The 26,557-nt window shown below is 65.5% G+C and carries 25 protein-coding genes; 19 read left to right on the top strand and 6 right to left on the bottom strand.

Annotated features, from left to right (window positions below; translation table 11 throughout):
• Positions 1-11: 11 nt before the first annotated feature.
• The 3 genes from rpmA (at position 12) to proB (ending at position 2,936) form a co-directional block, all read left to right on the top strand.
• A complete protein-coding gene (rpmA, locus tag ACVWY6_RS19435; RefSeq protein WP_023960381.1) occupies positions 12-275 on the top strand; it encodes a 50S ribosomal protein L27 in 264 nt (87 codons plus the stop codon).
• Between the two features lie 95 nt (positions 276-370).
• On the top strand, positions 371-1,840 hold the full coding sequence (obgE, locus tag ACVWY6_RS19440) for a GTPase ObgE (RefSeq protein WP_457540340.1): 1,470 nt from the start codon (positions 371-373) through the stop codon (positions 1,838-1,840).
• Positions 1,833-2,936, top strand: a complete 1,104-nt coding sequence (gene proB / locus ACVWY6_RS19445) for a glutamate 5-kinase (protein WP_457540342.1) — start codon at positions 1,833-1,835, stop codon at positions 2,934-2,936. The genes obgE and proB overlap by 8 nt, the downstream gene beginning before the upstream one ends.
• On the opposite strand, the gene ACVWY6_RS19450 is transcribed toward proB, so the two are convergent.
• The 4 genes from ACVWY6_RS19450 to ectA all read right to left on the bottom strand — a co-directional run bounded on the left by ACVWY6_RS19450 (position 2,892) and on the right by ectA (position 6,408).
• Positions 2,892-3,806: a Sir2 family NAD-dependent protein deacetylase gene (locus ACVWY6_RS19450; RefSeq protein ID WP_457540344.1), complete on the bottom strand. Its 915-nt coding sequence runs from the start codon at positions 3,804-3,806 to the stop codon at positions 2,892-2,894. The genes proB and ACVWY6_RS19450 overlap by 45 nt on opposite strands.
• Before the next feature lie 193 nt (positions 3,807-3,999).
• Positions 4,000-4,398 carry an ectoine synthase gene (locus ACVWY6_RS19455; protein ID WP_030163704.1) on the bottom strand — a complete coding sequence of 133 codons (399 nt, stop codon included), beginning with the start codon at positions 4,396-4,398 and terminating at the stop codon, positions 4,000-4,002.
• Positions 4,399-4,443: 45 nt separating this feature from the next.
• Positions 4,444-5,721 carry a diaminobutyrate--2-oxoglutarate transaminase gene (ectB, locus tag ACVWY6_RS19460; protein ID WP_116915542.1) on the bottom strand — a complete coding sequence of 426 codons (1,278 nt, stop codon included), beginning with the start codon at positions 5,719-5,721 and terminating at the stop codon, positions 4,444-4,446.
• A 159-nt stretch (positions 5,722-5,880) separates the two neighbouring features.
• Positions 5,881-6,408: a diaminobutyrate acetyltransferase gene (ectA, locus tag ACVWY6_RS19465; protein WP_457540347.1), complete on the bottom strand. Its 528-nt coding sequence runs from the start codon at positions 6,406-6,408 to the stop codon at positions 5,881-5,883.
• A 189-nt stretch (positions 6,409-6,597) separates the two neighbouring features.
• On the opposite strand from ectA, the gene rsmD reads away from it, so the two are divergent.
• The 16 genes from rsmD to smc all read left to right on the top strand — a co-directional run bounded on the left by rsmD (position 6,598) and on the right by smc (position 24,143).
• Positions 6,598-7,158, top strand: coding sequence for a 16S rRNA (guanine(966)-N(2))-methyltransferase RsmD (rsmD, locus tag ACVWY6_RS19470; protein ID WP_457540349.1), 561 nt, complete (start codon positions 6,598-6,600; stop codon positions 7,156-7,158).
• A gap of 33 nt (positions 7,159-7,191) precedes the next feature.
• Positions 7,192-7,671, top strand: a complete 480-nt coding sequence (gene coaD / locus ACVWY6_RS19475) for a pantetheine-phosphate adenylyltransferase (RefSeq protein WP_317713885.1) — start codon at positions 7,192-7,194, stop codon at positions 7,669-7,671.
• A gap of 189 nt (positions 7,672-7,860) precedes the next feature.
• Complete coding sequence (locus ACVWY6_RS19480; RefSeq protein ID WP_023960366.1) at positions 7,861-8,634, top strand: DivIVA domain-containing protein; 774 nt, start codon at positions 7,861-7,863, stop codon at positions 8,632-8,634.
• A 174-nt stretch (positions 8,635-8,808) separates the two neighbouring features.
• Positions 8,809-9,300 (top strand): YceD family protein, encoded by a 492-nt coding sequence (locus tag ACVWY6_RS19485; protein ID WP_084248278.1) that lies wholly within the window; start codon positions 8,809-8,811, stop codon positions 9,298-9,300.
• Complete coding sequence (gene rnc, locus ACVWY6_RS19490; RefSeq protein WP_030163695.1) at positions 9,297-10,031, top strand: ribonuclease III; 735 nt, start codon at positions 9,297-9,299, stop codon at positions 10,029-10,031. Before ACVWY6_RS19485 ends, rnc begins: the two co-directional genes overlap by 4 nt.
• Positions 10,024-10,911: a bifunctional DNA-formamidopyrimidine glycosylase/DNA-(apurinic or apyrimidinic site) lyase gene (gene mutM / locus ACVWY6_RS19495; protein ID WP_457540353.1), complete on the top strand. Its 888-nt coding sequence runs from the start codon at positions 10,024-10,026 to the stop codon at positions 10,909-10,911. Before rnc ends, mutM begins: the two co-directional genes overlap by 8 nt.
• Before the next feature lie 28 nt (positions 10,912-10,939).
• Positions 10,940-11,584, top strand: a complete 645-nt coding sequence (locus tag ACVWY6_RS19500; RefSeq protein WP_457540355.1) for a nitroreductase family protein — start codon at positions 10,940-10,942, stop codon at positions 11,582-11,584.
• 274 nt (positions 11,585-11,858) lie between these two features.
• A complete protein-coding gene (locus tag ACVWY6_RS19505) occupies positions 11,859-11,957 on the top strand; it encodes a potassium-transporting ATPase subunit F (RefSeq protein ID WP_023960355.1) in 99 nt (32 codons plus the stop codon).
• A gap of 3 nt (positions 11,958-11,960) precedes the next feature.
• A complete protein-coding gene (kdpA, locus tag ACVWY6_RS19510) occupies positions 11,961-13,688 on the top strand; it encodes a potassium-transporting ATPase subunit KdpA (RefSeq protein ID WP_457540358.1) in 1,728 nt (575 codons plus the stop codon).
• Entirely contained in the window at positions 13,685-15,793 is a 2,109-nt protein-coding gene (gene kdpB / locus ACVWY6_RS19515) for a potassium-transporting ATPase subunit KdpB (RefSeq protein ID WP_457540360.1), read from the top strand. The genes kdpA and kdpB overlap by 4 nt, the downstream gene beginning before the upstream one ends.
• A 5-nt stretch (positions 15,794-15,798) precedes the next feature.
• Positions 15,799-16,425, top strand: coding sequence for a potassium-transporting ATPase subunit C (locus ACVWY6_RS19520; protein ID WP_457540362.1), 627 nt, complete (start codon positions 15,799-15,801; stop codon positions 16,423-16,425).
• Positions 16,426-16,431: 6 nt separating this feature from the next.
• Positions 16,432-18,963, top strand: coding sequence for a DUF4118 domain-containing protein (locus ACVWY6_RS19525; RefSeq protein ID WP_457540364.1), 2,532 nt, complete (start codon positions 16,432-16,434; stop codon positions 18,961-18,963).
• Positions 18,960-19,652, top strand: a complete 693-nt coding sequence (locus tag ACVWY6_RS19530; protein WP_116915535.1) for a response regulator — start codon at positions 18,960-18,962, stop codon at positions 19,650-19,652. The genes ACVWY6_RS19525 and ACVWY6_RS19530 overlap by 4 nt, the downstream gene beginning before the upstream one ends.
• Before the next feature lie 55 nt (positions 19,653-19,707).
• On the top strand, positions 19,708-20,151 hold the full coding sequence (locus tag ACVWY6_RS19535; protein ID WP_457540367.1) for an OsmC family protein: 444 nt from the start codon (positions 19,708-19,710) through the stop codon (positions 20,149-20,151).
• Positions 20,152-20,154: 3 nt separating this feature from the next.
• The gene (locus ACVWY6_RS19540) at positions 20,155-20,466 is read left to right on the top strand and encodes an acylphosphatase (protein WP_457540369.1); all 312 of its coding nucleotides are present in this window, start codon (positions 20,155-20,157) and stop codon (positions 20,464-20,466) included.
• 59 nt (positions 20,467-20,525) lie between these two features.
• Positions 20,526-24,143, top strand: coding sequence for a chromosome segregation protein SMC (gene smc, locus ACVWY6_RS19545; protein WP_457540371.1), 3,618 nt, complete (start codon positions 20,526-20,528; stop codon positions 24,141-24,143).
• A gap of 18 nt (positions 24,144-24,161) precedes the next feature.
• Here the strand turns inward: smc and egtD are convergent, their stop codons facing one another.
• Both egtD and egtB read right to left on the bottom strand, forming a co-directional pair.
• Positions 24,162-25,142 carry an L-histidine N(alpha)-methyltransferase gene (gene egtD, locus ACVWY6_RS19550; protein WP_457540373.1) on the bottom strand — a complete coding sequence of 327 codons (981 nt, stop codon included), beginning with the start codon at positions 25,140-25,142 and terminating at the stop codon, positions 24,162-24,164.
• Positions 25,139-26,374 carry an ergothioneine biosynthesis protein EgtB gene (egtB, locus tag ACVWY6_RS19555; protein ID WP_457540375.1) on the bottom strand — a complete coding sequence of 412 codons (1,236 nt, stop codon included), beginning with the start codon at positions 26,372-26,374 and terminating at the stop codon, positions 25,139-25,141. Before egtB ends, egtD begins: the two co-directional genes overlap by 4 nt.
• Positions 26,375-26,557: the final 183 nt, after the last annotated feature.

The following is a 26,557-nucleotide window of genomic DNA, read 5'->3' on the forward strand; positions in this document are numbered from 1 at the left end:
GGAGAACTGTCATGGCACATAAGAAGGGTGCATCCAGCTCGCGCAACGGGCGCGACTCGAATGCTCAGCGACTCGGTGTGAAGCGCTTCGGCGGCCAGCAGGTGAGCGCCGGTGAGATCCTGGTCCGCCAGCGCGGTACACACTTTCACCCCGGCGTTAACGTCGGTCGTGGCGGCGACGACACGCTGTTCGCCCTGGCTCCCGGTGCTGTGGAGTTCGGCAGCAAGCGTGGCCGCAAGACCGTGAACATCGTTCCGGAGCCTGCGCAGGCCTGATCCGGCGCAATGCAATCCAGCTCCTAAGGGGCGGGCAGGATCACCAGATCCCGCCCGCCCCTTAGAAAATTCCAAACTCTCTCACAGGTGGTTCCATGTCCAGATTTGTTGACCGCGTGACGATTCACGCAACGGCGGGCAACGGTGGTCATGGCTGCTCATCGGTGCACCGCGAGAAGTTCAAACCCCTCGGCGGACCCGATGGCGGCAACGGTGGCAACGGTGGCGATGTCACCCTCGTGGTCGACCCGCAGGTTCACACCCTGCTCGACTTCCACTTCCATCCGCACGCGAAGGCCGGTAACGGCCGGCCCGGTGCGGGTGCCAACCGTGACGGCGCAAACGGGGAACCACTGGTTCTCCCTGTCCCTGACGGCACCATGGTGCTCGACCGCGACGGTCGGCTCCTGGCCGACATGGTCGGTGCGGGAACCACTTTCGCTGCGGCGTCCGGTGGACGCGGAGGTCTCGGTAACGCCTCGCTGGCGTCCAAGGCGCGTAAGGCGCCTGGCTTCGCTCTGCTGGGGGAGGAAGGCGAGATCCGCGAGCTCGTCCTCGAACTCAAATCGGTCGCCGATGTCGGCCTCGTGGGTTTCCCGTCCGCAGGCAAATCGTCTCTCGTCTCGGTGCTCTCGGCGGCCAAGCCGAAGATCGCCGATTACCCTTTCACCACGCTCCAGCCGAACCTTGGTGTGGTGAACAGTGGTTCAGATGTCTTCACCGTCGCGGACGTTCCTGGGCTGATTCCGGGAGCGTCTGCCGGTCGCGGTCTGGGGTTGGAGTTCCTCCGTCACCTCGAACGCTGTGCGGTGCTTGCGCACGTGGTCGATTGCGCCACTCTCGAGCCCGGTCGAGACCCGGTGTCGGACATCGACGCGCTGGAGGCCGAGTTGGCCGCGTATCAGCCCGCTCTGCAGGCAGACACCGGTCTCGGGCATCTCGCCGACCGGCCTCGCGTGGTCATCCTGAACAAGACCGACGTGCCCGACGCGGCCGAACTCGCCGAGATGGTCACTCCTGAACTGCAAGAACGTGGCTGGCCGGTGTACGCGATCTCTGCCGTCTCCCACAAGGGCCTCAAGGAACTCACCTACGCACTGGCCGACATGGTGCGCCAGTACCGCATCGACCATCCGAAACCGGTTGCCAGGCGCCCGGTGATCCGCCCGATCCCCACCGACGACAACGGTTTCTCGGTGATCGCCGATCCTGATCAGCCCGGCGGTTTCATCGTGCGTGGTACGCGGCCGGAGCGCTGGATCAAGCAAACGCAGTTCGAGAACGACGAAGCCGTCGGATATCTCGCCGACCGACTCAACCGGCTCGGTGTCGAGGCGGAACTGGTCAAGCAAGGCGCCGAGCCCGGCTGCCCGGTCACCATCGGTGACGTGTCCTTCGAGTGGGAACCGCAGACGCCTGTCGCAGAGGACTTCCCCATGAGCGGGCGCGGCACCGATATCCGTCTGGATCGACCGGAGCGCATCGGTGCCTCCGAGCGCAAGATCGCACGACGGCTGCGGCGTGGCCTCGATGTGGATGCCGAGGATCCGGACGAACGTGGCTAGTGTTACCCGGCAACAGATTTCGGGAGCTCGCAGCGTTGTGGTCAAGATCGGCTCCTCGGCTCTGACCGAGTTGGCGACCGGCCTGGACTCAGGCCGTCTCGATGCCCTCGCCGATGCGATCGAAGCGCGGATGCAGGCCGGTTCGGATGTCATCGTGGTGTCGTCCGGCGCAATCGGAGCGGGTATCGCGCCGTTGGGTCTCAGGAGCCGGCCGAAGGATCTGGCCACCAAGCAGGCCGCGGCCAGCGTCGGTCAGCTGGCCCTCGCGCACGCATGGAACACGTCGTTCGCCCGATACGGTCGCACCGTCGGGCAAGTTCTGCTGACGGCCCATGACATCTCGCTGCGTGCACACCACGCCAATGCGCAGCGCACCCTCGATCGATTGCGGTCTCTCGGCGCGGTCGCGATCGTCAACGAGAACGACACCGTGGCAACCAACGAGATCCGCTTCGGCGACAACGATCGGCTGGCGGCTCTGGTCGCTCACCTGGCGGGCGCTGATGCGCTGGTCCTTCTGTCCGATGTCGACGGTCTCTACGACGGGGATCCCCGCAAGGGCAACGCCTCCATGATCTCCGAGGTCGACGGCCCCGAGGACCTCGACGGTGTGATCGCCGGCACCGGTGGCGCCCTGGGGACCGGCGGCATGGCATCGAAGTTGTCGGCTGCCCGCCTCGCCGCGGATGCCGGGTTGCCGGTGCTGCTGGCAGCGGCGGCCGATGCTGCCGCAGCGCTGACCGATGCCTCGGTCGGTACTGCGTTTGCGCCTCGACCGCAACGACTTTCGGCGCGCAAGTTCTGGGTGCGGCACGCCGCAGAAGCCAGTGGACGTCTGGTGCTCGATGACGGGGCGGTGCAGGCCGTTGCCACCGCGCGCCGTTCACTGCTGTCGGCCGGTATCACCGCGGTGTCGGGCCGGTTCTATGGTGGCGACGTGGTCGATCTGACGGATAAGTCCGGCCACACGATGGCCAGGGGGGTCGTGGCGTACGACGCTACCGAGGTTGCGCAGATGGTGGGCAAGTCGAAGGCCGATCTGCCCCCTGATCTACGACGGCCGGTGGTTCACGCCGACGATCTCGTCGCGGTCTGACTCCAGCCAACCGGTCAGCACCTCCGAGCACGAACCGTCGATCTTCATGGTCGCGCACTCGTCGCCGCGAGTGTGTCCCCGGTTGACGATGGCGATCGGTTTGCCGGTACGCCTGGCGTGCCGAACAAATCTCAGCCCACTCATCACCGTCAGGGATGACCCCAGGACGAGTACCGCATCGGCGTCATCGACCATCGAATAGCCTTGCTGCACAACTGCTTTCGGGACGCTTTCGCCGAAGTAGACGATGTCTGGTTTGAGTATTCCGCCGCAGTCCGGACAGTCGAGCATCGCGAAGTCGGTGGTGTCCTCCACAACCACATCGGCGTCAGGGGCCACCTCGATGGCGCCGCGGCCACGAATCCTGCTGACGAACTCGGCATTTGCCGGCTCCAGGAGTTCGGCAAGCCTGTGCCGGGAGACCCGGTGTTCGCAGTCGAGGCAACGAACACGCCCGTAGCTGCCGTGGAGTTCGAGCACGGCGCGGTTGCCGGCCTTGAGGTGGAGCATGTCGACGTTCTGCGTGATCACGCCGCTCACCTTGCCCCGGCGTTCCAAGGCGGCGAGTGCGCGGTGGCCCGCGTTGGGAACGGCCGCGTCCATGTGACGCCAGCCGAGGTGATTACGTGCCCAGTAGTGGCGGCGGAAGTCGCCCGAACTCAAGAACATCTCGATGGTCATCGGTGTCCGTGGGGGAGTTCCGGGGCTGCGGTAGTCCGGTATCCCTGAATCCGTCGACATCCCGGCCCCGGTCAGCGCGAGCACACGACGTCCGGTGAGCAGCTGTGCCAGCTCGTCGATCCGTTGGGGCAGATCGGGGTCCGGTGCGGTGGGCTGGGCCGGTGTCCAGCGAATGGGGCGGGTTCGCACCTCGTCCAGAATACCCCGACCGCGACAGCACCCCGGTGACGAGAACTCGGCACCCCCGTCGGGGTGCCGAGTTTCTTGCTGGCTCGTCTCGGGTGACGGTCGGAGGGCCCGGGCATCTGACGCAATCGCACAAGCGCCAGCACAACGCTACCCAGCGAAGCCCGGGTTCAGGGCCCGCCATCCGGCGAACCGGTCAGGTGCCGACGGTGACCAGCGGGTAGACGCCGTTCTCGTCGTGGGTTTCGGTTCCGACCACCGGCGGATTGAACACACAGAGCATACGAAGCTCGGTGTCAGCGGTGACCGTATGCCGTTCGTGCCCGTTGAGGAGATACATCGTGCCCGGCCCGAGCGGGTACACCTCGCCGGTCTCGCGATCGGTGAGGGTCCCGGTGCCCTCCACCAGCCACACCGCTTCGACATGATTGGCGTAGTGGAACTCGTTGACCGAACCTGCCTTGATGGTCGTCTCGTGGAAGGAGAAGCCCACCTTGTCGCCGCCGAGGACGATGCGCTTGGAGCGCCAATTTCCGTTCTCCGCCTCGACATCACGTTCGGTGCCGGTGATTTCCTTGGTGGTACGTACGATCACGTGTAGTCCTTTCGCGCGCTTGGGTTTTCGTCGAGTCGGGCTGGCTCAGGCGCTGAGCACCTCGGCTGTGGCCTGGCCGAGGATCGCCAGCCCTTGATCGAGCTCTTCGATGGTGATGGTCAGCGGCGGCAGCAACTTGACGACCTGGTCTGACGGGCCGGAGGTCTCGACGAGCAGCCCACGGTCGTACGCGAGTGCGCACACCTTGCCCGCCTTTTCGGCGTCGTCGAACACCAGTCCCTGGACCATGCCCCGACCGCGGGTCGTGATGCCCTGGTGCGCGCTGCACAGCGAGATGAACGAGTCGCGGATCCGCTCACCTTTGGCGATGACCTCGTTCTCGAACTTGTCGTCCGACCAGTAGGTGTCGATCGCTTTCTTGGCGGTGACGAAGGCGGGGTTGTTGCCGCGGAAGGTGCCGTTGTGCTCGCCCGGTGCCCACACGTCGAGGTGCGGCTTGAACAGTGTCAGGGCCATGGGCATTCCGTAGCCGCTGATCGACTTCGACATCGTGACGATGTCGGGCTCGATGCCGGCGATCTCGAACGAGAAGAACGGTCCGGTCCGGCCACAGCCCATCTGGACGTCGTCGACGATCAAGAGGATCTCGCGCCGCTTGCACAGTTCGGCGAGGGCCCTGAGCCACTCCGGCCGGGCCACGTTGACGCCGCCTTCGCCCTGGACGGTCTCGACGATCACGGCTGCCGGACGGTTGAGACCGCTACCCGAGTCGTCGAGAACGCGCTCGAACCAGCTGAAGTCCTCGACGACACCATCGAAGTAGTTGTCGAACGGCATCGGAGTGGCGTGCACCAGGGGAATACCTGCGCCGGCGCGTTTCATCGAGTTGCCGGTGACCGAGAGTGCTCCCAGGGTCATACCGTGAAATGCGTTGGTGAAGTTGATGATCGATGTACGACCGGTCACCTTGCGGGCCAGCTTCAGAGCGCTCTCGACGGTGTTGGCACCGGTGGGTCCGGGGAACTGGACCTTGTAGTCGAGTCCGCGCGGCAGCAGGATCTTGTCCTGGAATGCCTGCAGGAACTCGCCTTTCGCGACGGTGGACATGTCCAGACCGTGGGTGATGCCGTCGTTCTCGATGTAGTCGAGCAGGGCCGACTTGAGGATCGGGTTGTTGTGCCCGTAGTTCAATGCACCGGCGCCGGCGAAGAAGTCGAGGTACTGCTTGCCGTCGCGGTCGGTGAGCCATGCGCCCTTGGCCTTTGTGAAAATTGCCGGCCAGCCGCGGCTGTAGCTACGAACCTCGGACTCGCGGGTCTCGAAGATGTTGCTGGAAAACGTTTCTTGGATGGATGCAGTCATGTCTGTCGTGTCCTCCGGGTGTGCCTGAAGCACAGTAGGGTGCGAAAAATACAGCTGTATTCCAACTGGTGACGATGTGGCGGCCGGGTCGGTCCCGGCTCTGCCGTGAAGTGACCACGGGTAGCGGTGGTCGAATGCGGTGTTGCTAACCGCGACAGATCAAGTCGAGCGTCGCGGTGCGACGGCGTACAGATCTTCTGGTTCGTGGTCGTCCGGGAAGTCGGCAGGGGAGAAGAAGCTCTCCTTGGTGATGTTCATGCCGCGGCGTTCGGCCAGGGCGGTGAACAGGGCCACCGACGCCTCGTTGTCCGGACTGATCGTTGTGTGCAGGGTGGTGATGCCGCGCGGCTCCAGCCGATCCATCAACTGGGACAGCATTTTTCCGGCCAGACCGAGCCCCCGTTGGTCGGCGTCGACAGCGACCTGCCAGACCATCACCACATCGGGGAGTTCGGGGCGAAGGTAACCGGTGACAAAGCCGACGACGCGTCCGTCCACTTCGGCGACCACCGATGTCTCGGCGTAATCCTTGCACCACAGAAGGTAGGCGTAACTCGAGTTCAGATCGAGAACTTGCGAGTCACGGGCGATTTCCCAGAGCCGGACTCCGTCGGAAACCTTTGGCGAACGAAATGCCACCGCGTCCGGCGCGGCGGTTAGGGTAGCGCTGATCTGAGTTGGGCTCATATCGAATTTGAAGTTAACAACGTGTCACACGAAAGTCACCCGGTTGTCGAAATTGGCCGCAAAAGCGCCGGTATAAGCCCTGTTCAACCCCGGTTTGTGAGGTGGCTCACAAAAACTTGCAGGCTGCAAGTAGTTGGGCCGCCCGACCCGGGTTCCGGGGCCGGGCCGGACACCCGAAACAATGGACGCATGACCCGCATCATCGCCGGCTCGGCCCGCGGTCGCCGACTGTCGGTGCCCGCCGCCGGCACCCGGCCGACCACGGACCGGGTGCGGGAATCGATGTTCAACATCTTGGCGGCCCGCATCGACTTCACCGGGCTGATCGTGCTCGATCTGTTCGCCGGAAGCGGTGCGCTGGGGCTCGAGGCGTTGTCGCGGGGGGCCGAATCGGTGACGTTCGTGGAGGCCGATGCCAAAGCGGTGAAGATCATCGAGGCGAATATCAGGGCGTCGGGGTTGTCGGGCGGGCGGGTGATCCGCCGCCGAGCGGCTGAACATCTCGAGCGCAGCGGCGGTGCCTACGACCTCGTGCTCGCCGACCCGCCCTACGATCTGCCCGAAGATGAGGTTGCGCACCTGGTTCGGCAGCTCGCGGACGGGGCGGTCTCCGACGGGGGACTGGCCGTGCTGGAGCGCGCTGCTCGCGCGGCTGACACCCGGTGGCCGTCCGAGTTCGATGACGTCATCATCCGCCGGTATGGGGAAACCCGAGTCGAAGTTGCCCTGTACCGCCCGCCACATGGGTGAGTCGGCTGCCCGCAGGCTGATAACTTGACTCCCATGTCGGGAGCTGTTTGTCCGGGTTCATTCGACCCGGTGACCTCGGGTCATCTGTTCGTCTTCGAGCGGGCCGCCGCCCGGTTCGATGAGCTGGTGATCACCGTGATGGTCAATCCGAAGAAGAGTGGTCTCTTCACGATCCCCGAACGCATTGCTCTCCTGAGGGAGACCACCTCGCACCTGCCCAACGTTCGGGTCGACAGCTGGCAGGGATTGCTCGTGGACTATGTGCGTTCGCAGGGGATGGACACGATCGTGAAGGGCCTGCGCGGCGCCGTGGATTTCGAATACGAGCTGCCGATGGCGCAGATGAACCGGGATCTCACCGGGGCCGAGACCATTTTCATGCTGACCGACCCGCGTCTGGCCCATGTCTCGAGCTCGCTGGTGAAGGAAGTCGCCACCCTCGGTGGACCGGTCACCGAGTTCCTGCCGCCGGTGGTCCACGAACAACTGCTCGCCAAACTCTCCGCTCGTTGACCGGTCGGTCCGGGCAGGCCGCCGAGCGGGTCAGATCCTGGTTTGGTACCACGACACGCCCCGTAGGTTGACGAGTCTCAGGCGTACCAGTGGGCACAATAGTCACAGAATTAACACCAACCACTGTTTGCACGCGGGCGGGGACCTAGTAGGTCACCGGCCGATGTCGCGACGAGGAGTGAGGTAGCTGTGTACCGGGTATTCGAAGCGCTGGACGAATTGGGCGCCATCGTCGAAGAAGCGCGCAGTGTGCCGATGACTGCGGGTTGCGTGGTTCCCAGAGGCGACGTGCTCGAATTGCTCGACGACGTCAAGGACGCCATCCCCGGCGACCTCGACGACGCGCAGGACGTCCTCGATCAGCGCGACAAGCTGATCGGCGACGCGCGGATGCGCGCCGACACCCTCGTCGGTGAGGCCACCGCGGAGTCCGATTCGTTGCTGGCGCATTCGCGTGCAGAGGCCGATCGCCTCCTGTCGGAGGCAAAAGCGCAGGCCGACCGCATGGTTGCCGAGGCACAGTCGCACTCGGGACAGCTGCTCGCGGACGCCACTGCCGAAGCCGAACGGGTGGCATCGGCGGCCCATCGTGAATACGAGTCCGTGACCGGTCGTGCGCACGCCGAGGCCGAACGCATGATCGCCTCGGGCAACGCGAACTACGAGCGCTCGGTGGCCGAGGGCATCGCCGAGCAGCAACGGCTAGTCTCCGAGACCGAGGTGGTCCAGGCTGCTCGTGCCGAGTCCGAGCGGGTCATCGACGCGGCACACGTCGAGTCCGATCGTCTGCGCGGCGAATGCGACATCTACGTGGACAACAAATTGGCCGAGTTCGAGGAACTCCTCACCGGGACGATTCGCTCGGTCAATCGTGGTCGGCAACAGCTTCGGACAGGCGCAGGCGTGCACGACTACGCCGAGCATGTTCACCGTGGGGATTTCGGCACCGGAATGGCGGTCTGACCACCGCGTCTTGATCGGCGGCGCGGCGCGGCGTCAGGATTGTCGCATGCAGTGATCAGGGGCGTATCGTGGTTCCCTGTGTCGCAGCGTGAGAGTAATTCAACCCGCCACGATCGCCCCGCCACCGGCCCGTTCAGTCTGGACATTCGCAGTCTCGGACGACGTGCCGGTTCGATGCAGGAGGTGCATCGTGCCATCACCTCTGCCCCTCGCATCGGGCTGGACATGATCGCGATCCCGGCCGGCAGTGACATCGACCTCGACTTGCGGCTCGAAGCCGTGTCCGAGGGTGTTCTGGTCACCGGGTGCGTCAGTGGTGAAACCGAAGGGCAATGTGTTCGCTGCCTCGAGCCGATCGCGGGAACGTCGAGCGTCTATCTGACCGAACTGTTCGCCTATCCGGACAGTGTGACCGACGAGACCACCGACGCCGACGAGGTACATCGCATCGTCGATGACACCATCGATCTCGAACAGGCCATCGTCGACGCGGTGGCGCTCGACCTCCCCAATACGCCGCTGTGCTCGCCTGACTGCCCCGGGCTGTGTCCCGAATGCGGTGTACGCCTGGCCGTTGCGGACCCCGGCCATCACCACGACAAGATCGACCCGCGGTGGGCTGGTCTTGCCGCGAAGTTCGCCGAGGAACCCGAGTCGAAGAAGTGACCGAAACCGACCGTGGTGCCGCGCAAGTGCACTCCGATCATGCCGATCTGCTTGCCGCACTGGATATCTCCCTGTCCGATGAGATGCTCACCCTGGCTCTGACCCATCGTTCCTACGCGTACGAACACGGTCGCCTGCCGACCAACGAACGGCTGGAGTTCCTCGGTGATTCGGTGTTGGGGGTGGTGATCACCGAGCAGCTGTACCGCACCCATCCCGATCGCCCCGAAGGCGAGCTGGCCAAGATCCGGGCGAGTGTGGTGAACATGCACGCCCTCGCCGATGTCGCGCGTGGACTCGGACCCGGCGGGCTGGGAGCTCACCTACGTCTGGGCCGCGGTGAAGAGATGACCGGTGGCCGGAACAAGGCCAGCATCCTGGCCGACGGCATGGAGGCGCTGATCGGTGCGGTCCATCTCGAGCACGGTCTCGAAACCGCTCGCGCGACCGTCCTGAAGCTTTTCGAGCCGGCACTGAACCGGTCTGCCGCCCTGGGCGCCGGACTCGACTGGAAGACCTCGTTGCAGGAACTGACCGCCGAGAAGGGACTGGGGGTGCCTGCCTACCAGATCACCTCGACCGGACCGGACCATTGCAAGGAGTTCACCGCGACGGTGGTTGTCGCGGGTGACCCGATGGGGTCAGGAGTCGGGCGGACCAAGAAAGAAGCCGAGCAACTCGCGGCCTCGACGGCCTGGAAGGCGATCTCCGGATCCGGAGACGATGCCTGAACTGCCCGAGGTGGAGGTCGTTCGGCGCGGTCTGCTCGCCCACGTGGTCGGTCGGCGCATCGTCTCCGTCGACGTCCTGCACCCACGGGCGGTCCGGCGGCATCTGGGCGGTCCACTCGACTTGACCGGCCTGCTGTCCGGGGCGACCGTCACGGCTGCGCGTCGTCGCGGCAAATACCTGTGGCTGCAAGCAAACCCGGCCGGTGGCGCCGACGCACTGGCTCTTGTCGTACACCTGGGAATGAGCGGTCAGATGCTGGTGCAGACCGCCGGTGCCGAGGACGAGAAACACCTGCGAATCCGGGCGACACTCGACGATGGCAAGGAACTCCGCTTCGTCGACCAACGCACATTCGGCGGCTGGATGGTCGACGACCTGGTCGAGCTGCCGTCTCATCGTTCGACCACCGGGGGGCCAGGGCCGGCGTCGATCACGCACATCGCGCCCGATCCGTTTGACCCGGACTACGACCCCGATGCCGTTGTCCGGCTGCTCAAGGCCAAGCACACCGAGGTCAAACGTGCGCTGCTGGATCAGACCGTGGTGTCGGGTGTGGGCAACATCTATGCCGACGAGGCATTGTGGCTCAGCAAGATTCATGGCAGGCGGCTCACCGACAAGTTGAGCGTCAAGGCATTACGGTCGGTGCTCGACAACGCCAAGGACGTGATGGAGCGAGCACTCGATCAAGGTGGGACGTCATTCGACGCCTTGTACGTCAACGTCAACGGACAGTCGGGCTACTTCGAACGCTCACTGAACGCTTACGGGCGTGAAGGGCAGCCCTGTCGTCGTTGCGGCGCGACGATGCGGCGGGAGGCGTTCATGAACCGCAGCTCGTTCAGTTGCCCACGCTGCCAGGTGCGTCCACGCATCTAGACCGTGATGACTAGGGCATCATCGGGGCATGACCCTGGATCTGACACCCGATGAATTGCTCACCACCACCCGAACGGTACGTAAACGCCTCGACCTGACGCGGCCGGTGCCCATCGAACTCGTCCGTGAATGTCTGGAGGTCGCGTTGCAGGCGCCGTCCGGTTCCAACCGGCAGGGCTGGCAGTGGCTGGTGATCACCGACCCGGAGCTGCGCGCGGCAGTCGGCCGGATCTACGGCGAATTGACCGAGGAATACCTGAACTCTCGCCATTCGGCCGCGGCCCTGTTCGCCGATGACCCGAACCGGGCGCCGGTTCAGCAGCGAGTCGGTGGCAGTGTGGCGTGGCTGGGTGAGCACATGGGCGAGGTGCCCGTTCTTGTCGTCCCGTGCATCAAGGCGGGCAAGACCCTGCCGCCGGACAATCAGGCCGGATTGTGGGGCTCCCTGCTGCCCGCTGCATGGAGTTACTGCCTGGCGGCGCGCGCTCGTGGCCTCGGAACAGCCTGGACCACACTGCATCTGCAACGTGAGGCCGAGGTTGCCGACCTGCTGGGCGTGCCGGCGGGATTTCACCAGGCGGCATTGATCCCGACGGCGTACTACACGGGTGAGACCTTCAAGCCGGCGCCGCGAGAACCGCTCGACAATGTGATCCACTTCGACCGGTGGTGAGCCGGCGGTCCGGGCCATGGCAAAGAACCTTCGCTGGAACCGGGACGCCGTAAAAAACTCGTGAAGACCGCAGGTCGCAACGTCGAAAGACCGTTAACGCCGTCGATCTGATCGGGCGGCGGATACATGCTTGCACCACCAGCCGGACTCGTCGAAGTAGTCCGGCACGTGTGCAGGAGTGGAACGTGGCAGATCTTGCCTTCATGGCAGCGGTTTTCGGGAGTTTTGCGTTGTGCCTCGTCGTGGTGCGGGTGGTCGCGGCGCGGGGTGACCGATGACCGCCGAGGGCGTGACCAATGTGGTGCTCGTGGTCGTCGCCATCGCCGTGGTGCTGTACCTGGCTGTCGCTCTCGTGTGTCCCGAGAGGTTCTGACCCGTGGACTCCACAATGGCCGCAGTTGCCCAGGTGGGCATCGTCATCCTCATCTTGGCCGCCGCGTACGTGCCGCTCGGTGACTACATGGCACGGGTGTTCCGGAGCAGCCGCGACCTCGCTCCTGAACGACTCATCTACCGACTGGCGCGGATCGACTCGGCACGTCAGCAGACCTGGGTCGGCTATGCGGTCGCCGTGCTTGCCTTCTCGTTCATCAGCGTTGTGTTCCTCTATGTCCTGCAACGGGTCCAGGGGATCCTGCCGTTCGGAGACGGCCGTCCGGGTGTCAGCCCGGCGATGGCCTTCAACACAGCCATCTCGTTTGTCGCCAACACCAACTGGCAGTCGTATTCGCCTGAAGTGGTGATGGGAAATCTGACGCAGATGATCGGTCTGGCCGTCCAGAACTTCTTGTCGGCCGCAGTCGGGCTGGCGGTCGCCATCGCGCTGATACGCGGCATCGTCGCCGCGGGCGGGGGCAAACTGGGCAACTTCTGGGTTGATCTGGTGCGCGGCACACTACGGATCTTGTTGCCGTTGGCCGGGCTGATGGCGCTTGTGTTGCTGACCCAGGGAGCGGTCCAGTCGCTGCGGAGCGGCTTCGACTTCGTAGGTCTCGACGGCTCGAACGGCCATAGCGTGATCGGCCCCTTCGCGTCCCAGGAAGCCATCAAGATGCTGGGCACCAACGGCGGCGGAACGCTCGCGGCCAACTCCGCCCATCCGTTCTCCAATCCGACACCTTTGAGCAATATCGCCGAGGTGATCGCGTTGCTGATCATCCCCGTGTGCCTCACCCGCACCTACTCGACTCTCGTCGGCGACCGCAGGCAGGGTGTGACCATCCTGGGTGTCATGTCCGTCATCTGGGCGTCCATGCTCGCACTCGTGTGGTTCTTCGAGTCGAAGACCAACGGCGTTGCAGCCCAGGCGGCCGGCGCGATGATGGAAGGCAAGGAGCAGCGGTTCGGCGTGGCCGGCTCGGCACTGTTCGCCGTCTCCACCACAGGAACCTCGACCGGCGCCGTCGATTCGGCACATGACAGCTTTTCGGCTGCCGGTGGCGGCGCACTGATCTGGAACATGTTGCTCGGCGAGGTCGCTCCGGGCGGTGCCGGCTCCGGGCTCTACGGCATGCTGATCCTGGCCATCATCGCGGTGTTCGTCGGTGGCCTACTGGTGGGCCGCGGTCCGGAGTTCCTGGGGAAGAAGATCGGCCAGGGCGAGATCACCATGGCTGCGTTGTACGTGCTGGTGATGCCCGCTCTGGTGCTCGTCGGAACGTCCATCACCGTGATCCTCGAGTCCACCAGCACTTTTCAGGGCAATGCAGGTGACCCCGGCACCCCGGGTTCGGTGCACGGCTTCTCCGAGGTGCTGTACGCCTACGCCTCAGCTGCGAACAACAATGGCAGCGCCTTCGGTGGTCTCACGGTCACCAGCGACTGGTTCCAGACCTCCTTGGGGGTGGCCATGCTGCTTGGCCGCTTCCTCCCGATGATCTTTGTGCTTGCACTCGCCGGCCGCCTCGCGGCTCAACGACGACCTGCGGTACCCGAGTCCTCTTCCGGGGGCGCAGTGGCGGTTCGGACTCGGGATCGGGTGGCGACGCTGCCCACCCACGGGCTGCTGTTCGGCGGATTACTCACCGGCACGGTACTTCTCGTTGCCGGACTCACATTCTTCCCAGCGATGGCGCTGGGACCGATCGCAGAGGCATTGGCATGAGCACGATCCTTGATGAACCCTTGCCGGAGACGGTATCCACCACCACGGCCGATCTGGTCGGCAGCGGAGCGTTCGATGCACGCCAGCTGATCAGCGCGGTGCCACAAGCCATCCGAAAGTTGAATCCCAAGGACCAAGCGCGTAATCCGGTGATGTTCGTCGTGTATCTCGGCGCGATCATCACCACTGTTCTGGCGGTGTGGCAGCCGTCCTGGTTCGCTTTCGGCGTGGTCTTCTGGCTGTGGTTCACGGTGCTGTTCGCGGGCCTGGCAGAGGCGGTTGCCGAGGGACGCGGCCGGGCGCAGGCGGCGAGCCTGCGAAAGGTGAAACAGGACACCATGGCTCGGCGAATCGCGCCCGACGGAGCGATCACCGAGATCTCAGGGGGCTCACTGGTCATCGGCGACCGGATCCTGGTGACTGCAGGCGAGGTGATCGCCGGTGACGGCGACGTCGTGGAGGGTATCGCCACCGTCGACGAGTCGGCCATCACCGGCGAATCAGCGCCTGTGGTAAGGGAATCCGGAGGTGATCGCTGCGCCGTGACCGGTGGCACCGTCGTGCTGTCGGATCGGATCGTCGTGCAGATCACGACGTCGCCGGGGGAGTCCTTCGTCGACCGGATGATCGCCCTGGTCGAAGGTGCCGAGCGTAAGAAGACCCCGAACGAGATCGCGCTCGACATCTTGCTGTCGAGTCTGACCATCATCTTCTTGCTCGCCGTGGTGGCAGCCGGGCCGATGCAGCAGTACGCAGGCCAGTCTCCGGACCCGATCAAACTCATCGCCCTGCTGGTGTGCCTGATCCCGACAACCATCGGTGCGTTGCTCTCGTCCATCGGCATCGCGGGCATGGACCGGTTGGTGCAGCGCAATGTGCTCGCGATGTCGGGCCGCGCCGTCGAGGCCGCCGGCGACATCGACACCTTGTTGATGGACAAGACCGGGACCATCACGTTCGGCAACCGCCGGGCCACCGCGCTGATCCCGGCACCTGGGATCAGCGACGAGGAGATGGCGCGAGAGGCCTGCCGATCGAGCCTGTCCGACGACACTCCCGAGGGGCGCAGCATCGTCGATCTCTGCCGCGACGACTTCGGCATCGACCCGATGTCGATCGACGCCGAGACCCGGCACGATCGTGTGGTGGTCCCGTTCACCGCGCACACCCGGATGTCCGGGGTCGATGTGCCGCGGGCGTCGGGTCTACGGAGCATTCGGAAAGGGGCTGCGGACTCACTCCTCGCCTGGGTCGGTGAGAACGGCGGAACCGTACCGGCCGAGGTGACCCGCGGGGTCGAGGAGATCGCATCGGCGGGAGGAACCCCGCTGGTGGTCGGAACCACGGCAGACGATCAACCCGCCCGCGTCATCGGTGTCATCGCTCTGTCGGATGTCGTCAAACCCGGTATGGCCCAGCGCTTCGAGCAACTCCGGGCGATGGGGATACGGACGGTCATGGTCACCGGTGACAACCCGTTGACCGCACGGGCCATCGCCGACGAGGCGGGTGTGGACGATTTCGTGGCCGAGGCGACCCCGGAAGACAAACTCGCACTGATCCGTCGCGAGCAGGCGGGTGGCCGACTGGTCGCGATGACCGGTGATGGCACGAATGACGCACCGGCACTTGCCCAGGCGGATGTCGGTCTTGCCATGAACACCGGGACGTCTGCGGCGAAGGAGGCAGGCAACATGGTGGATCTGGACTCCGATCCCACCAAGCTGATCGACGTCGTGGCCATCGGCAAGCAGTTGCTGATCACCCGCGGCGCGTTGACCACGTTCTCGCTGGCCAATGATCTCGCCAAGTATTTTGCGATCCTGCCCGCAATGTTCAGTGGCATCTACCCGCAGCTCGACACCCTCAACGTGATGGGATTGCACTCGGCCCAGTCGGCCATCACATCCGCCGTGATCTTCAATGCGCTGATCATCGTCGCGCTGATCCCACTCTCGCTCAAGGGGGTTCGGTACCGGCCATCGTCGGCCTCCTCATTGTTGGGCCGCAATCTGCTGGTCTACGGGCTCGGCGGTGTCATCACACCGTTCGTCGGCATCTGGCTGATCGACCTGGTAGTCCGTTTTCTCCCGGGAATGGGGTAGTTGTCATGAAGCTCGGTACGACATGGATCAGACAGAGCGTGGTTGCAGTGGCTGTACTGGTGATGATGACGGTGATACTCGGCGTGGTGTACCCGGCAGTGGTGTGGGGAGTCTCGCGTATCGACCGGTCGAGCGCCGAGGGGTCGGTGGTGACCGACAGCGCCGGCTGCAGGGTCGGCTCCGCCCTGATCGGGATCGATCCGCAGGCCGAACCCGGCCGGCCCGACGGTTACCTGCACGCGCGGGTGCTGGGGGCGGCCGATGATCCCATGGCCCCGGGCGACCCTGCTGCGTCTGCGGCGAGCAACCAGGGGCCGTCCAGCGTCACATTGGCGGGGTGGATCGAGTCACGGCGAGCGATCGTCGCCGAACGCGAGGACGTGCGTCCCGATCAGGTGCCGGTCGACGCGGTGACCGGTTCCGGTTCGAGCCTGGACCCGCACATCAGCCCGGCCTATGCCGATATCCAGGTGCCCCGCCTGGCGCGCGTGCACGGAATGCCCCCCGAACAGGTGCGCGAGGTGATCGACAGTCACACCGAGGGCAGGCAGCTCGGTGTCCTCGGGGCACCGCGGGTCAACGTGCTGGAAGTCAACCTCGCGCTGGGGCTGACCGCACCCGTCTGCGGCTAGGGTCGAATGATGGCGTCCACCACTCGCAGAGGAACCCTGGAGGTGTTCCTGGGATGCGCCCCCGGCGTGGGCAAGACGTACGAGATGCTGGCGCAGGCGCACACGCTCGCGGACGAGGGCGTCGATGTGGTTGTGGCAGTTGTCGAATCGCACGGCCGGACCGCAACGGAAGCGATGGTCGACGGTCTCGAGGTGATCGCGCGCACGGAGTACGAATACCGCCAGACCACGTTGTCCGAGATGGATCTGTCCGCGGTCCTCCATCGCAGGCCCCAGGTGGTGCTCGTCGACGAGCTCGCCCACACCAACGCGCCGGGGTCGGTGAACCGCAAACGATGGCAGGACATCGAGGCTCTGCGGGATGCGGGGATCGACGTGCTCTCCACCATCAACATCCAGCATCTGGAGAGTCTGAACGACGTGGTCGCACAGATCACGGGCGTCGTCCAGCGTGAGACCGTACCCGACGACGTGGTTCGCGGCGCCGACCAGATCGAACTGGTGGACATTTCGCCACAGGCTCTGCGACAACGACTTTCGGCCGGCAAGGTGTACCCCAGCGATCGTGCCGGCGGTGCGCTGGCCAGCTACTTCCGCCAGGGGAACCTGACGGCTCTGCGTGAACTCGCGTTGCTGTGGCTGGCCGACCAGGTCGACGACTCGCTGGCCGCCTACCGGTCGGCGCACGCGATCACCGACACCTGGGAGGCCCGCGAGCGGGTCGTGGTGGCGATCACGGGCGGCCCCGAATCGGCGACCCTACTTCGCCGGGCCAGTCGGATCGCGTCGCGGTCCAGTGCCGAACTGCTCGTCGTGCACGTGGTGCGCGGCGACGGCCTCGCCGATCCGGCGTCGGTTGACCTGTCCGGGCTGACCGACCTGGCCAAGGGATTCGGCGCGCAGGTGCACACCGTTGTCGGAGACGATGTACCGGAGACGCTGCTCGAGTTCGCCCGCGGTGTCAACGCAACCCAGCTGGTCTTGGGTACCTCTCGCAGATCCCGGTGGCAGCGCTTACTCGATGAGGGCGTCGGCAACACTGTCGTTCGCGAGTCGGGCAAGATCGACGTGCACATGGTGACCCATGAGGTGGCAGGCACTCGCAACCGGCTCGACATCCGCCAGTCCCGCCTCCACCACCCGCTGAGCTGGGTCGCCGCCGTGGTGGTTCCGGCGATGGCCGCCGGGGTGCTCGCGCTGCTCGACCGGTGGTTGGGACTGGCGAGTGATTCGGCGCTGTTCTTCGTGGTGGTGCTCGCGGTCTCGATGCTGGGGGGCATCGGCCCGGCAGCGCTGTCGGCCATCGTCTGCGGCTTGCTGCTGAACTTCCTGTTCACGACACCCCGATACAGCTTCACGATCAACGAGACGGACAACCTCATCACCATCGTCGTCATGTTGGTGATCGCGGTTGCCGTTGCCGCTCTTGTCGATTCGTCCACCGTCCGGCGTGTCCAAGCCCGCCGCGCCGGCCGCGAGGCGGAGTTGCTCGCCACCTTCGCCGGTGCGGTGCTCAGCGGTGAAGAGCCAGACGGACTCCTCGAACGCGTCCGCGAGACCTACGACCAGCGGGCCGTCAGTGTGGTCCGAACAGATGGCCGCGGGCCAGGTGTGGTGGAGGCCGCCGTGGGAGCCGACCCGCCGGCGCACCCCGACGAAGCCGATACCGTCTGCGCTGTGCCCGGGGGAGAGTTCGCCTTGCTCCTACGAGGCCCCACCCTCGGCGGTGGGGACCGACGAGTACTCGCTGCGGTTGCCATCCAGGCGGCGGGTGTGGTCAGGCAACGTGCGCTGGCCACCGAAGCGGCTGCAGCCAAGGCTCTCTCGGCCACCGACCAGCTCCGGCGTGCGCTCCTGTCGGCGGTCAGCCACGACCTGCGCACACCGCTCGCCGCGGTGAAGGCGTCGGTGTCGAGTCTCCGGAGCACCGACGTGGCGTTCAGCGCGGACGACACAGCGGAGCTGTTGGCCACCATCGAGGAGTCGACCGACCAGCTCACCGACGTGGTCGACAACCTCCTCGATTCCTCGCGACTGGCGGCAGGTGTGGTCAGCCCCGACATGCGGACGGTGTACGTGACCGAGGCCGTCGAACGTGCGATCGCCGGTATCGCGCGGTCGGATCGGGTGGGTGCCGAGCGGATCACGTTCAGCGACAACGAACTCTCGGCCCACGCAGATCCGGGACTGCTCGAACGGGTACTCGTGAACGTGGTGGACAACGCCTTACGCCACAGTGGGCCCACAGCTCCCGTGTCCATCGAGGCTGCGCTGACGGGAGATGATCCGGCGCGGTGCGAGATCTCTGTGGTCGACCACGGGCCGGGCGTGGCTGCGAACGACAGGGAGAAGATGTTCACCGCGTTCGGGCGCCTCGGCGACCGGAACCCCGGGGGTGGAGTCGGACTGGGGCTCTCGGTTGCACAGGGATTCGTCCAGGCCATGGACGGGACGATAGAGGCCGTCGACACCCCTGGTGGGGGTCTCACGATGGTGATCGGTCTGCAGACCGGACCGCCCGGGCAGGTGCGGTCATGAGTGACAAGATCCGGGTGCTCGTGGTCGACGACGAGCCGCAGATATTGCGCGCACTGCGCATCAATCTCAAGGCGCGAGGGTTCGACGTGACCACAGCCGCAAGCGGTACGGGTGCGTTGACCGCTGCGGCACAGACCAATCCGCAGGTGGTGATCCTCGATCTGGGCCTACCGGACATCGACGGTTTCGAGGTGCTCGCCGGCCTACGCGGATGGACCGATGTCCCGGTCATCGTGCTGTCGGCGCGTAGCGATTCCTCCGAGAAGGTGCAGGCATTGGACGCCGGCGCCGACGATTACGTGACCAAACCCTTTGGGATGGAGGAGTTCCTGGCCAGGCTTCGGGCCGCGGTGCGCCGAGGCACGTCGCCGGTGCGAGAAGCCGAGCACCCTGTGGTGGAAGCGGCATCGTTCACGGTGGACCTGCGTACCAAGCAGGTGACCCGCGCAGGGCAGGCCGTACACCTGACCCCGACCGAATGGGGGATCCTGGAAATGCTGGTGCGCAACGAGGGAAAACTCGTCGGACAGCCCGAGATCCTCAACGAGGTGTGGGGCCCGGCGTACCGAGGCCAGACGCACTACCTGCGGGTGTATCTGGCGGGGCTGAGAAGAAAACTCGAGCCTGATCCCACCCGTCCTCGCCACCTGCTCACCGAAGCGGGGATGGGTTACCGCTTCGTCCGCTGACCGGGCCTGATCGGTGGGCGGAATTGCACGCGGGCGCTCCGTGTTTAATTCGTACATGACCGTCACCGAACCAGTCACCACGGACCAGCAGACCACCGAGTTGTGGGTGGAGCGCACCGGAGCGCGCCGCTACACAGGGCGCAGCAGTCGCGGGGCCGAGGTCCTGATCGGCTCCGCCGATGTCGATGGCGTCTTCACCCCCGGCGAATTGCTCAAGATAGCTCTGGCCGCGTGCACGGGGATGAGCTCGGATAAGCCGCTGTCCCGTCGCCTCGGCGACGACTACGACGCGACCGTTCGCGTTTCCGGGGACGCCGATCGTGACAACGAGGTATATCCCCGCCTCGAGGAGGTTCTCGAAGTGGACCTGTCCGAACTTGAACCCGAGGCCGCGGAGCGACTTCTTGTTGTGGTGCAACGCGCGGTCGATGCGGTGTGCACCGTGGGGCGCACCCTCAAGGCCGGCACCGAGGTCGATCTGCGCATCGATACGGAGTAGCCGATGGGTTCCGATTCGCCCGGCGACGCCGGCGACACCGTCGACACCATCAGGCTCACCGCGTGGGTCCACGGGCACGTCCAGGGTGTCGGATTTCGTTGGTGGACCCGGGCCCGGGCTCTCGAACTGGGGTTGGTGGGTTCGGCGACCAATCACTCCGACGGCCGGGTGCTGATCGTCGCCGAAGGCCCGGAGGCCGCCTGTGGGCAGTTGATCGACCTCATCGAGGCAGGTCAGAGTCCTGGTCGCGTCGACACCGTCGTGGTGGATCGGAGCGCGCCGCGCGGTGGGTTGTCCGGATTCGTCGAACGGTGAACCGGCTCGCGGTCGGGCCTGGTCCAGTTGTCGCCGGGTACTGGGTACGCTGAAGCGCTGTGCACCTCAAGAGCCTGACCCTGAAGGGCTTCAAGTCCTTTGCGTCGGCAACCACTCTGCGTTTCGAACCGGGGATCACCTGCGTGGTCGGCCCCAACGGTTCGGGCAAGTCGAACGTCGTCGACGCGCTCACGTGGGTGATGGGGGAGCAGGGAGCGAAGGCGCTGCGCGGCGGCAAGATGGAGGACGTCATCTTCGCCGGCACCTCCGGTCGCGCCCCACTCGGGCGGGCCGAGGTGACCCTCACCATCGACAACTCCGATGGTGCACTGCCCATCGACTACTCCGAGGTGTCGGTGACCCGCCGGATGTTCCGCGACGGGGCCGGTGAGTACGAGATCAATGGCAGTTCGTGCCGTCTGATGGACGTGCAGGAGCTCCTCAGCGACTCCGGCATCGGTCGCGAGATGCACGTGATCGTGGGACAGGGACGCCTCGCCGCGATCCTGGAGTCGCGACCGGAGGAACGCCGGGCGTTCATCGAAGAAGCTGCCGGCGTTCTCAAACACCGCAAACGCAAGGAAAAGGCCGTCCGCAAGCTCGACTCGATGCAGGCCAACCTGGCACGGCTCGGTGACCTGACCGCGGAATTGCGCCGCCAACTCAAGCCGCTCGGTCGCCAGGCCGAGGTCGCCCGCCGTGCCCAGACAGTCCAGGCAGACCTGCGTGACGCCCAATTGCGGCTTGCGGCAGACGATCTCGTGACCCGTCGCTCCGAACTCGCCGAGCAGAGCACCAGCGAAGCCGAACTGCGCCGTCAGCAGGACGAGTACGCGCACCAACTCGATGAACTGAACGCTCAGGTGAGTGAGAACGAGGAACACCTGGCTCAGATCGTGCCCGCGGCGAACGAGGCCGGTCAGGCGTGGTTTGCCTTGTCGGCGTTGACCGAACGCGTCGGCGCCACGTGCCGGATCGCCGACGAGCGCAGCCGGTACCTCAGTGAACCCGTGCAGGCCGACTCCGGTCGCGACCCCGATGAACTCGAGCGCCAGGCAGCTGTCGCAGCGGAAGAAGAGACGGCACTGGCCGACGCGGTCGACGACGCGGCGCTGGTGCTCGACGAGGCCAAAGAGACTCTCACCGACCGGGAGCAGGCCGCGGCCGCTGCGACGCAGGCCCACCTCGCCGCGGTACGGGCAGTCGCCGACCGACGCGAAGGGCTGGCCCGACTGGAGGGCCAGGTCGACAATCTGCGCACGAAGGTCGAGTCGATCGATGCCGAGACCACACGCCTCGGTGCTGCCATCGACAACGCGGCCGCCAGAGCTGAAGCGGCACAACAGGAGTTCGAGGCCACCCAGGCCACCATCGCCGAACTCGACGCATCCGAACTCGGGCTCGACGAACATCATGAGCGCAGCGTCGCCGCGCTGAACCAGGCCAACGAGCGGGTGGCAGAACTACAGGCCGCAGAGCGGGCAGCAGAACAGCAGGTCACCTCGCTCAAGGCGCGCATCGATGCCCTCGCTGTGGGACTCGAACGCAAGGACGGCGGAGCCTGGCTGCTGGAGAACCGAGGCGGGTCGCTACTGGGCCCCATGTCGTCGCTCCTCAAAGTCGCCGACGGCTACGAAGCTGCGGTTGCCGCGGCGATGGGTCCGGCCGCCGACGCGGTAGCGACCGCCGATCTGCCGGCCGCCCGCACCGCGTTGTCAGCGTTGCGAGAGAACGAAGGTGGCCGAGCCGCGGTGCTCATCGGCGGGCTGGAGCCGGCAGGCCGGGGGACCGGATCGCTGCCGCCAGGTGCCACTTGGGCGCTCGATGTGGTCTCGGCACCCGCCGAACTGCGCGGCGCACTGGAACTGCTCCTCGGATACACCGTCATCGCCGACACCATCGACACCGCTGAACTCGTGCTCGATGCCGCCAAACCCGCTGTGCCACATCTCGGTTCACTCCGGGTGGTCACCGCCGACGGCGACCTCATCGGCGCCGGCTGGCGCAGTGGCGGCACCGGCGATCGACCGTCGACCATCGAGGTGCAGTCGGCGATCGATTCTGCCGCCGCCGAACTCCAAGGCGCCCAGCGGCGCAGCGAGGAACTGGTGGCGGCACTGGCCGGCGCCCTGACGCAGCAGACCGACCGTCGTGAAACGGCTGAACAGGCGTTGGCAGCTCTGCATGAATCCGATGCCCAGCTCGGTGCGGTCTACGAGCAACTCGCCCGGCTCGGTCAGACCGCGCGGGCAGCCCAGGAAGAGACGACCCGCCTCGTCGGTCAGCGTGCCAAGGCAGAACAGGGCCGAGCCGAGGCCATGGCCAAACTCGCCGAGTCGGAGGAGAGGCTGAGGCTCGCGCGCGACGACAGTGCTGTCGGCGACGAGGGGGACGACCTTCCTGACAGCGACCGCGACACCACTGCGGCTGCGGTCGCGGCGGCCCGCTCGGTGGAGATGGAAGCTCGACTGGCACTGCGCAGTGCCGAGGAGCGACTGTCGTCGGTGCGAGGCAAAGCGGATTCGCTGCGCCGCGCCGCCCGCGCCGAACGGGAGGCGCGGGCGAGGGCCGAACGCCAGAACCGTGCCCGGCGCCATGCCGCCGACGTGGCCGAGGTGGTTCTCGAACAGGGAAAACTGATCGCCGCGCGGCTCGACATCGCCGTGGCGCAAGCTCAGTCCCATCGCGACCGGCTGGAAGCCGAGCGAGCGTCGCGAACGCAGGCTCTTGATGTCGCCAAAAAGGCTGCGGCAGAGGTCGGGACCCAGCTGGCCGCACTGCGGGACGCGGTGCATCGCGACGAGGTGGCCAAGGCCCAGGTGTCGATGCGAATCGAACAGCTCGAAGAGCAGATCATGTCCGACTTCGCCATCAGTCCCGACGACCTGGTCGCCGAGTACGGTCCCGATGTCGCCCTGCCGCCGACCGATCTCGAGATCGCCGAGTACGAACAGGCCAAGGAACGCGGAGAGATCGTCGTGGCCCCGGCCCCCCTCCCGTACGACCGCGCCACCCAGCAGGCCCGTGCCAAGAAAGCGCAGCGGGACCTGAACACACTGGGCAAGGTCAACCCGCTGGCACTCGAAGAGTTCGCTGCGCTCGAAGAGCGCTACAACTTCCTCTCGACCCAACTCGAGGACGTCAAGAAGGCCCGCCAGGACTTGCTCGATGTGGTGCAGGACGTCGACAACCGCATCTTGCAGGTGTTCAGCGAGGCCTACGCCGATGTCGAGCGGGAGTTCGTCGAAGTCTTCAAAACCCTGTTCCCCGGCGGCGACGGGCGACTCGTGCTGACCGATCCGTCCAACATGCTGACCACCGGAATCGAGGTGGAGGCACGTCCACCGGGCAAGAAGGTGAAGCGTCTGTCTTTGCTGTCAGGTGGGGAGAAGTCACTGACGGCGGTGGCGATGCTGGTGGCGATCTTCCGCGCCCGACCGTCGCCCTTCTACGTGATGGACGAAGTCGAAGCCGCATTGGACGACACGAATCTGCGCCGGCTGATCACGTTGTTCGAGCAACTACGCGAGAAGTCGCAGCTCATCGTGATCACGCACCAGAAGCCCACGATGGAAGTCGCCGATGCCCTCTATGGCGTGAGCATGCAGGGAGACGGCATTACCACGGTGATCTCGCAACGCATGCGTGGGCAAGATGTGGGTGCCCCGGCCGGCTGATGTCCGGTTGGGCCGGGTTCACCCGACCCTGGCCAGCACCACCGAGAAGTCGCCCGCATGGTCGGTCCAGGTGTGAGTGTGCTCGAGCCCTTGGCGCGCCATTTCCTGGTGCAGCACATCGAGGTCGAACTTGGTGCTGATCTCGGTGAGGATCTCGGCCCCTGCCGGTAACTCCCACGTTCGTTCGATGGCGCCGAAATGGGCGACGACCTTCCGACGGGCACGCAACCACATCTCGATGCGATGTTCGGGGGGATTCCATCGGGCGATGTGCTCGAAGTCGTCCACGTACAGCCCCTGGGCGTCCAACCCGGTGCGCAACACCTCGATGACATTGCGATTGAAGTCGGCGGTCACCCCGGCCCGGTCGTTGTAGGCGGCGATGAGCCGACCGGTGTCCTTGATGAGGTCGGCGCCCAGGAGGAAGTAGTCGCCGGATTTCAGGGACCGCGCGATCCGACCGAAGAAGCTCGCCCGTTGGGTCTCGTCCAGATTGCCGATGGTCCCGCCGAGGAAGATGGCCATTCGCGGCCCGGGGTACGTGGACAGTGTCAGGTCGGGGTCGTTGAAGTCGCCGTGCAGTGGCTGCACCGAGATGGAGGGGAACTCGGCGGCGATCTGCTGTGCCGACGACGTGAGCATCTCGACGCTGACATCAAGGGGTACGTAGGTGAAACCGTCGTCGGGAGACGCGGCGTCATGCGCACCGGCGAATGACTGCAGGAGTAGCCGCGTCTTCTCGGACGTTCCCGATCCCAGTTCGATCATCGTGCGGGCGCCGGTTGTCGAGACGACCTCCGATCGATGCCGATCGAGGATCTCGGTTTCTCGGCGCGTCGGGTAGTACTCGGGTAGGCGAGTGATCTCGTCGAACAGCTCGCTGCCCCGTTTGTCGTACAACCAGCGCGCCGGCAGCACTGGTGGCTGCTGCCACAGGCCGGCTACGGCATCTTCGACAAGCCGCGGATTGATGGCCTCGCGTGACTCGGACACTGTCATCTCGCCAACCGCAGTCCGCTGAAGGCCCACCGAGACGCGGCGGGGAAGAAGTTACGGTAGGTGGCTCGCTGATGGCCCACGGGTGTCACAGCGCTTGCTCCGCGCAGCACGTGCTGGTCGCTCATGAACTTCCCGTTGTATTCGCCTACGGCCCCGTTCGCCGGAACGAAACCGGGGTAGGGGAGATACGCGCTTGCTGTCCATTCCCATACGTCGCCGATCATCGTGGCGCCTGCGGCGCGCGGATGACACCGACTGGGGTCCAACAGCGTGCCCTGCGGGGGAGCGAGCGTCAACGCGGCTGCCTCCCACTCGAACTCGGTGGGTAGGCGTGCTCCGGCCCACCGCGCGAACGCGTCTGCCTCGTAGAAGGAGACGTGCAGAACCGGTTCGGCATCGACCACCGGCCTACGCCCCGACAATGTGAACGTGGTCCACGTGCCGTCGTCGAGACTCCAATAGCCGGGCGCGTTCTGTCCGGTGGTCTGGACGTTGGCCCATCCGTCCGACAGCCACAGCTCCGAACGCCGGTAACCGTCGTCGGCCATGAACTCGCGCCATTCGGCGTTGGTGACAAGCCGGTTGGCGATCTGGAAGTCCTGGAGGAACACGGTGTGTCGTGGACCTTCGTTGTCGTAGGAGAAGCCGGATCCCGAGGCGCCGATGTCGGTGAGACCCCCGGACACCGAATGCCACTGCAGGGCAGTTGCTTCAGCAGGCTGCCCGTCGGGTGCCCGCTCGACGTATTGCGGCGCAAACGGATGGGTCGAGAACAGATGCTTGATGTCCATCAGCAGGAGTTCTTGATGCTGCTGTTCGTGGTTGCAGCCGAGTTCCACCAGGCGGAGGGCTTCCTCATCGAGTCGGCCATCCCTCATCGCCGACACCACCGCGGCGTCGACGTACTCCCGGTATCTGGTCACTTCCTCCACACCGGGGCGGGTCACCAGACCTCGGTGCGGGCGAGGGTGCCGCGCCCCGACGGCCTCGTAGTAGCTGTTGAACAGATATCGGAACGTCTCGTCGTACACCGTGTAGTCCGGGTCGGTTCGCAGGATGAACTCTTCGAAGAACCAGGTGACGTGCGCCCGATGCCATTTCGCCGGGCTCGCGTCGGTCATCGACTGCGGTACCTGGTCTTCCGGGGACAACGGATCAGTCAACGCATCGGTGAGGCCTCTGACGTCGAGAAAGTGGGAGGTGAGGGCGGATTGGTCGACCGTGATGCTCATGTTCGTCTCCTGGGAAGGGTCAGGGCGCAATGAGTATGGAGGAAGTGTCTGACAATCACGGTACGCGGTGACCGTGTCGTGGCCGTCGCAATTTCGCCCAGAGACGAAGCGGAGCGGAGCTCGACTCTTGGGCAGAGTCCAAGCGGAGCGGAGCCGGGTTCTGTGGCAGAGGGGATGTGAGAC

The sequence above is a fragment of the Williamsia sp. R60 genome, assembly GCF_054063855.1.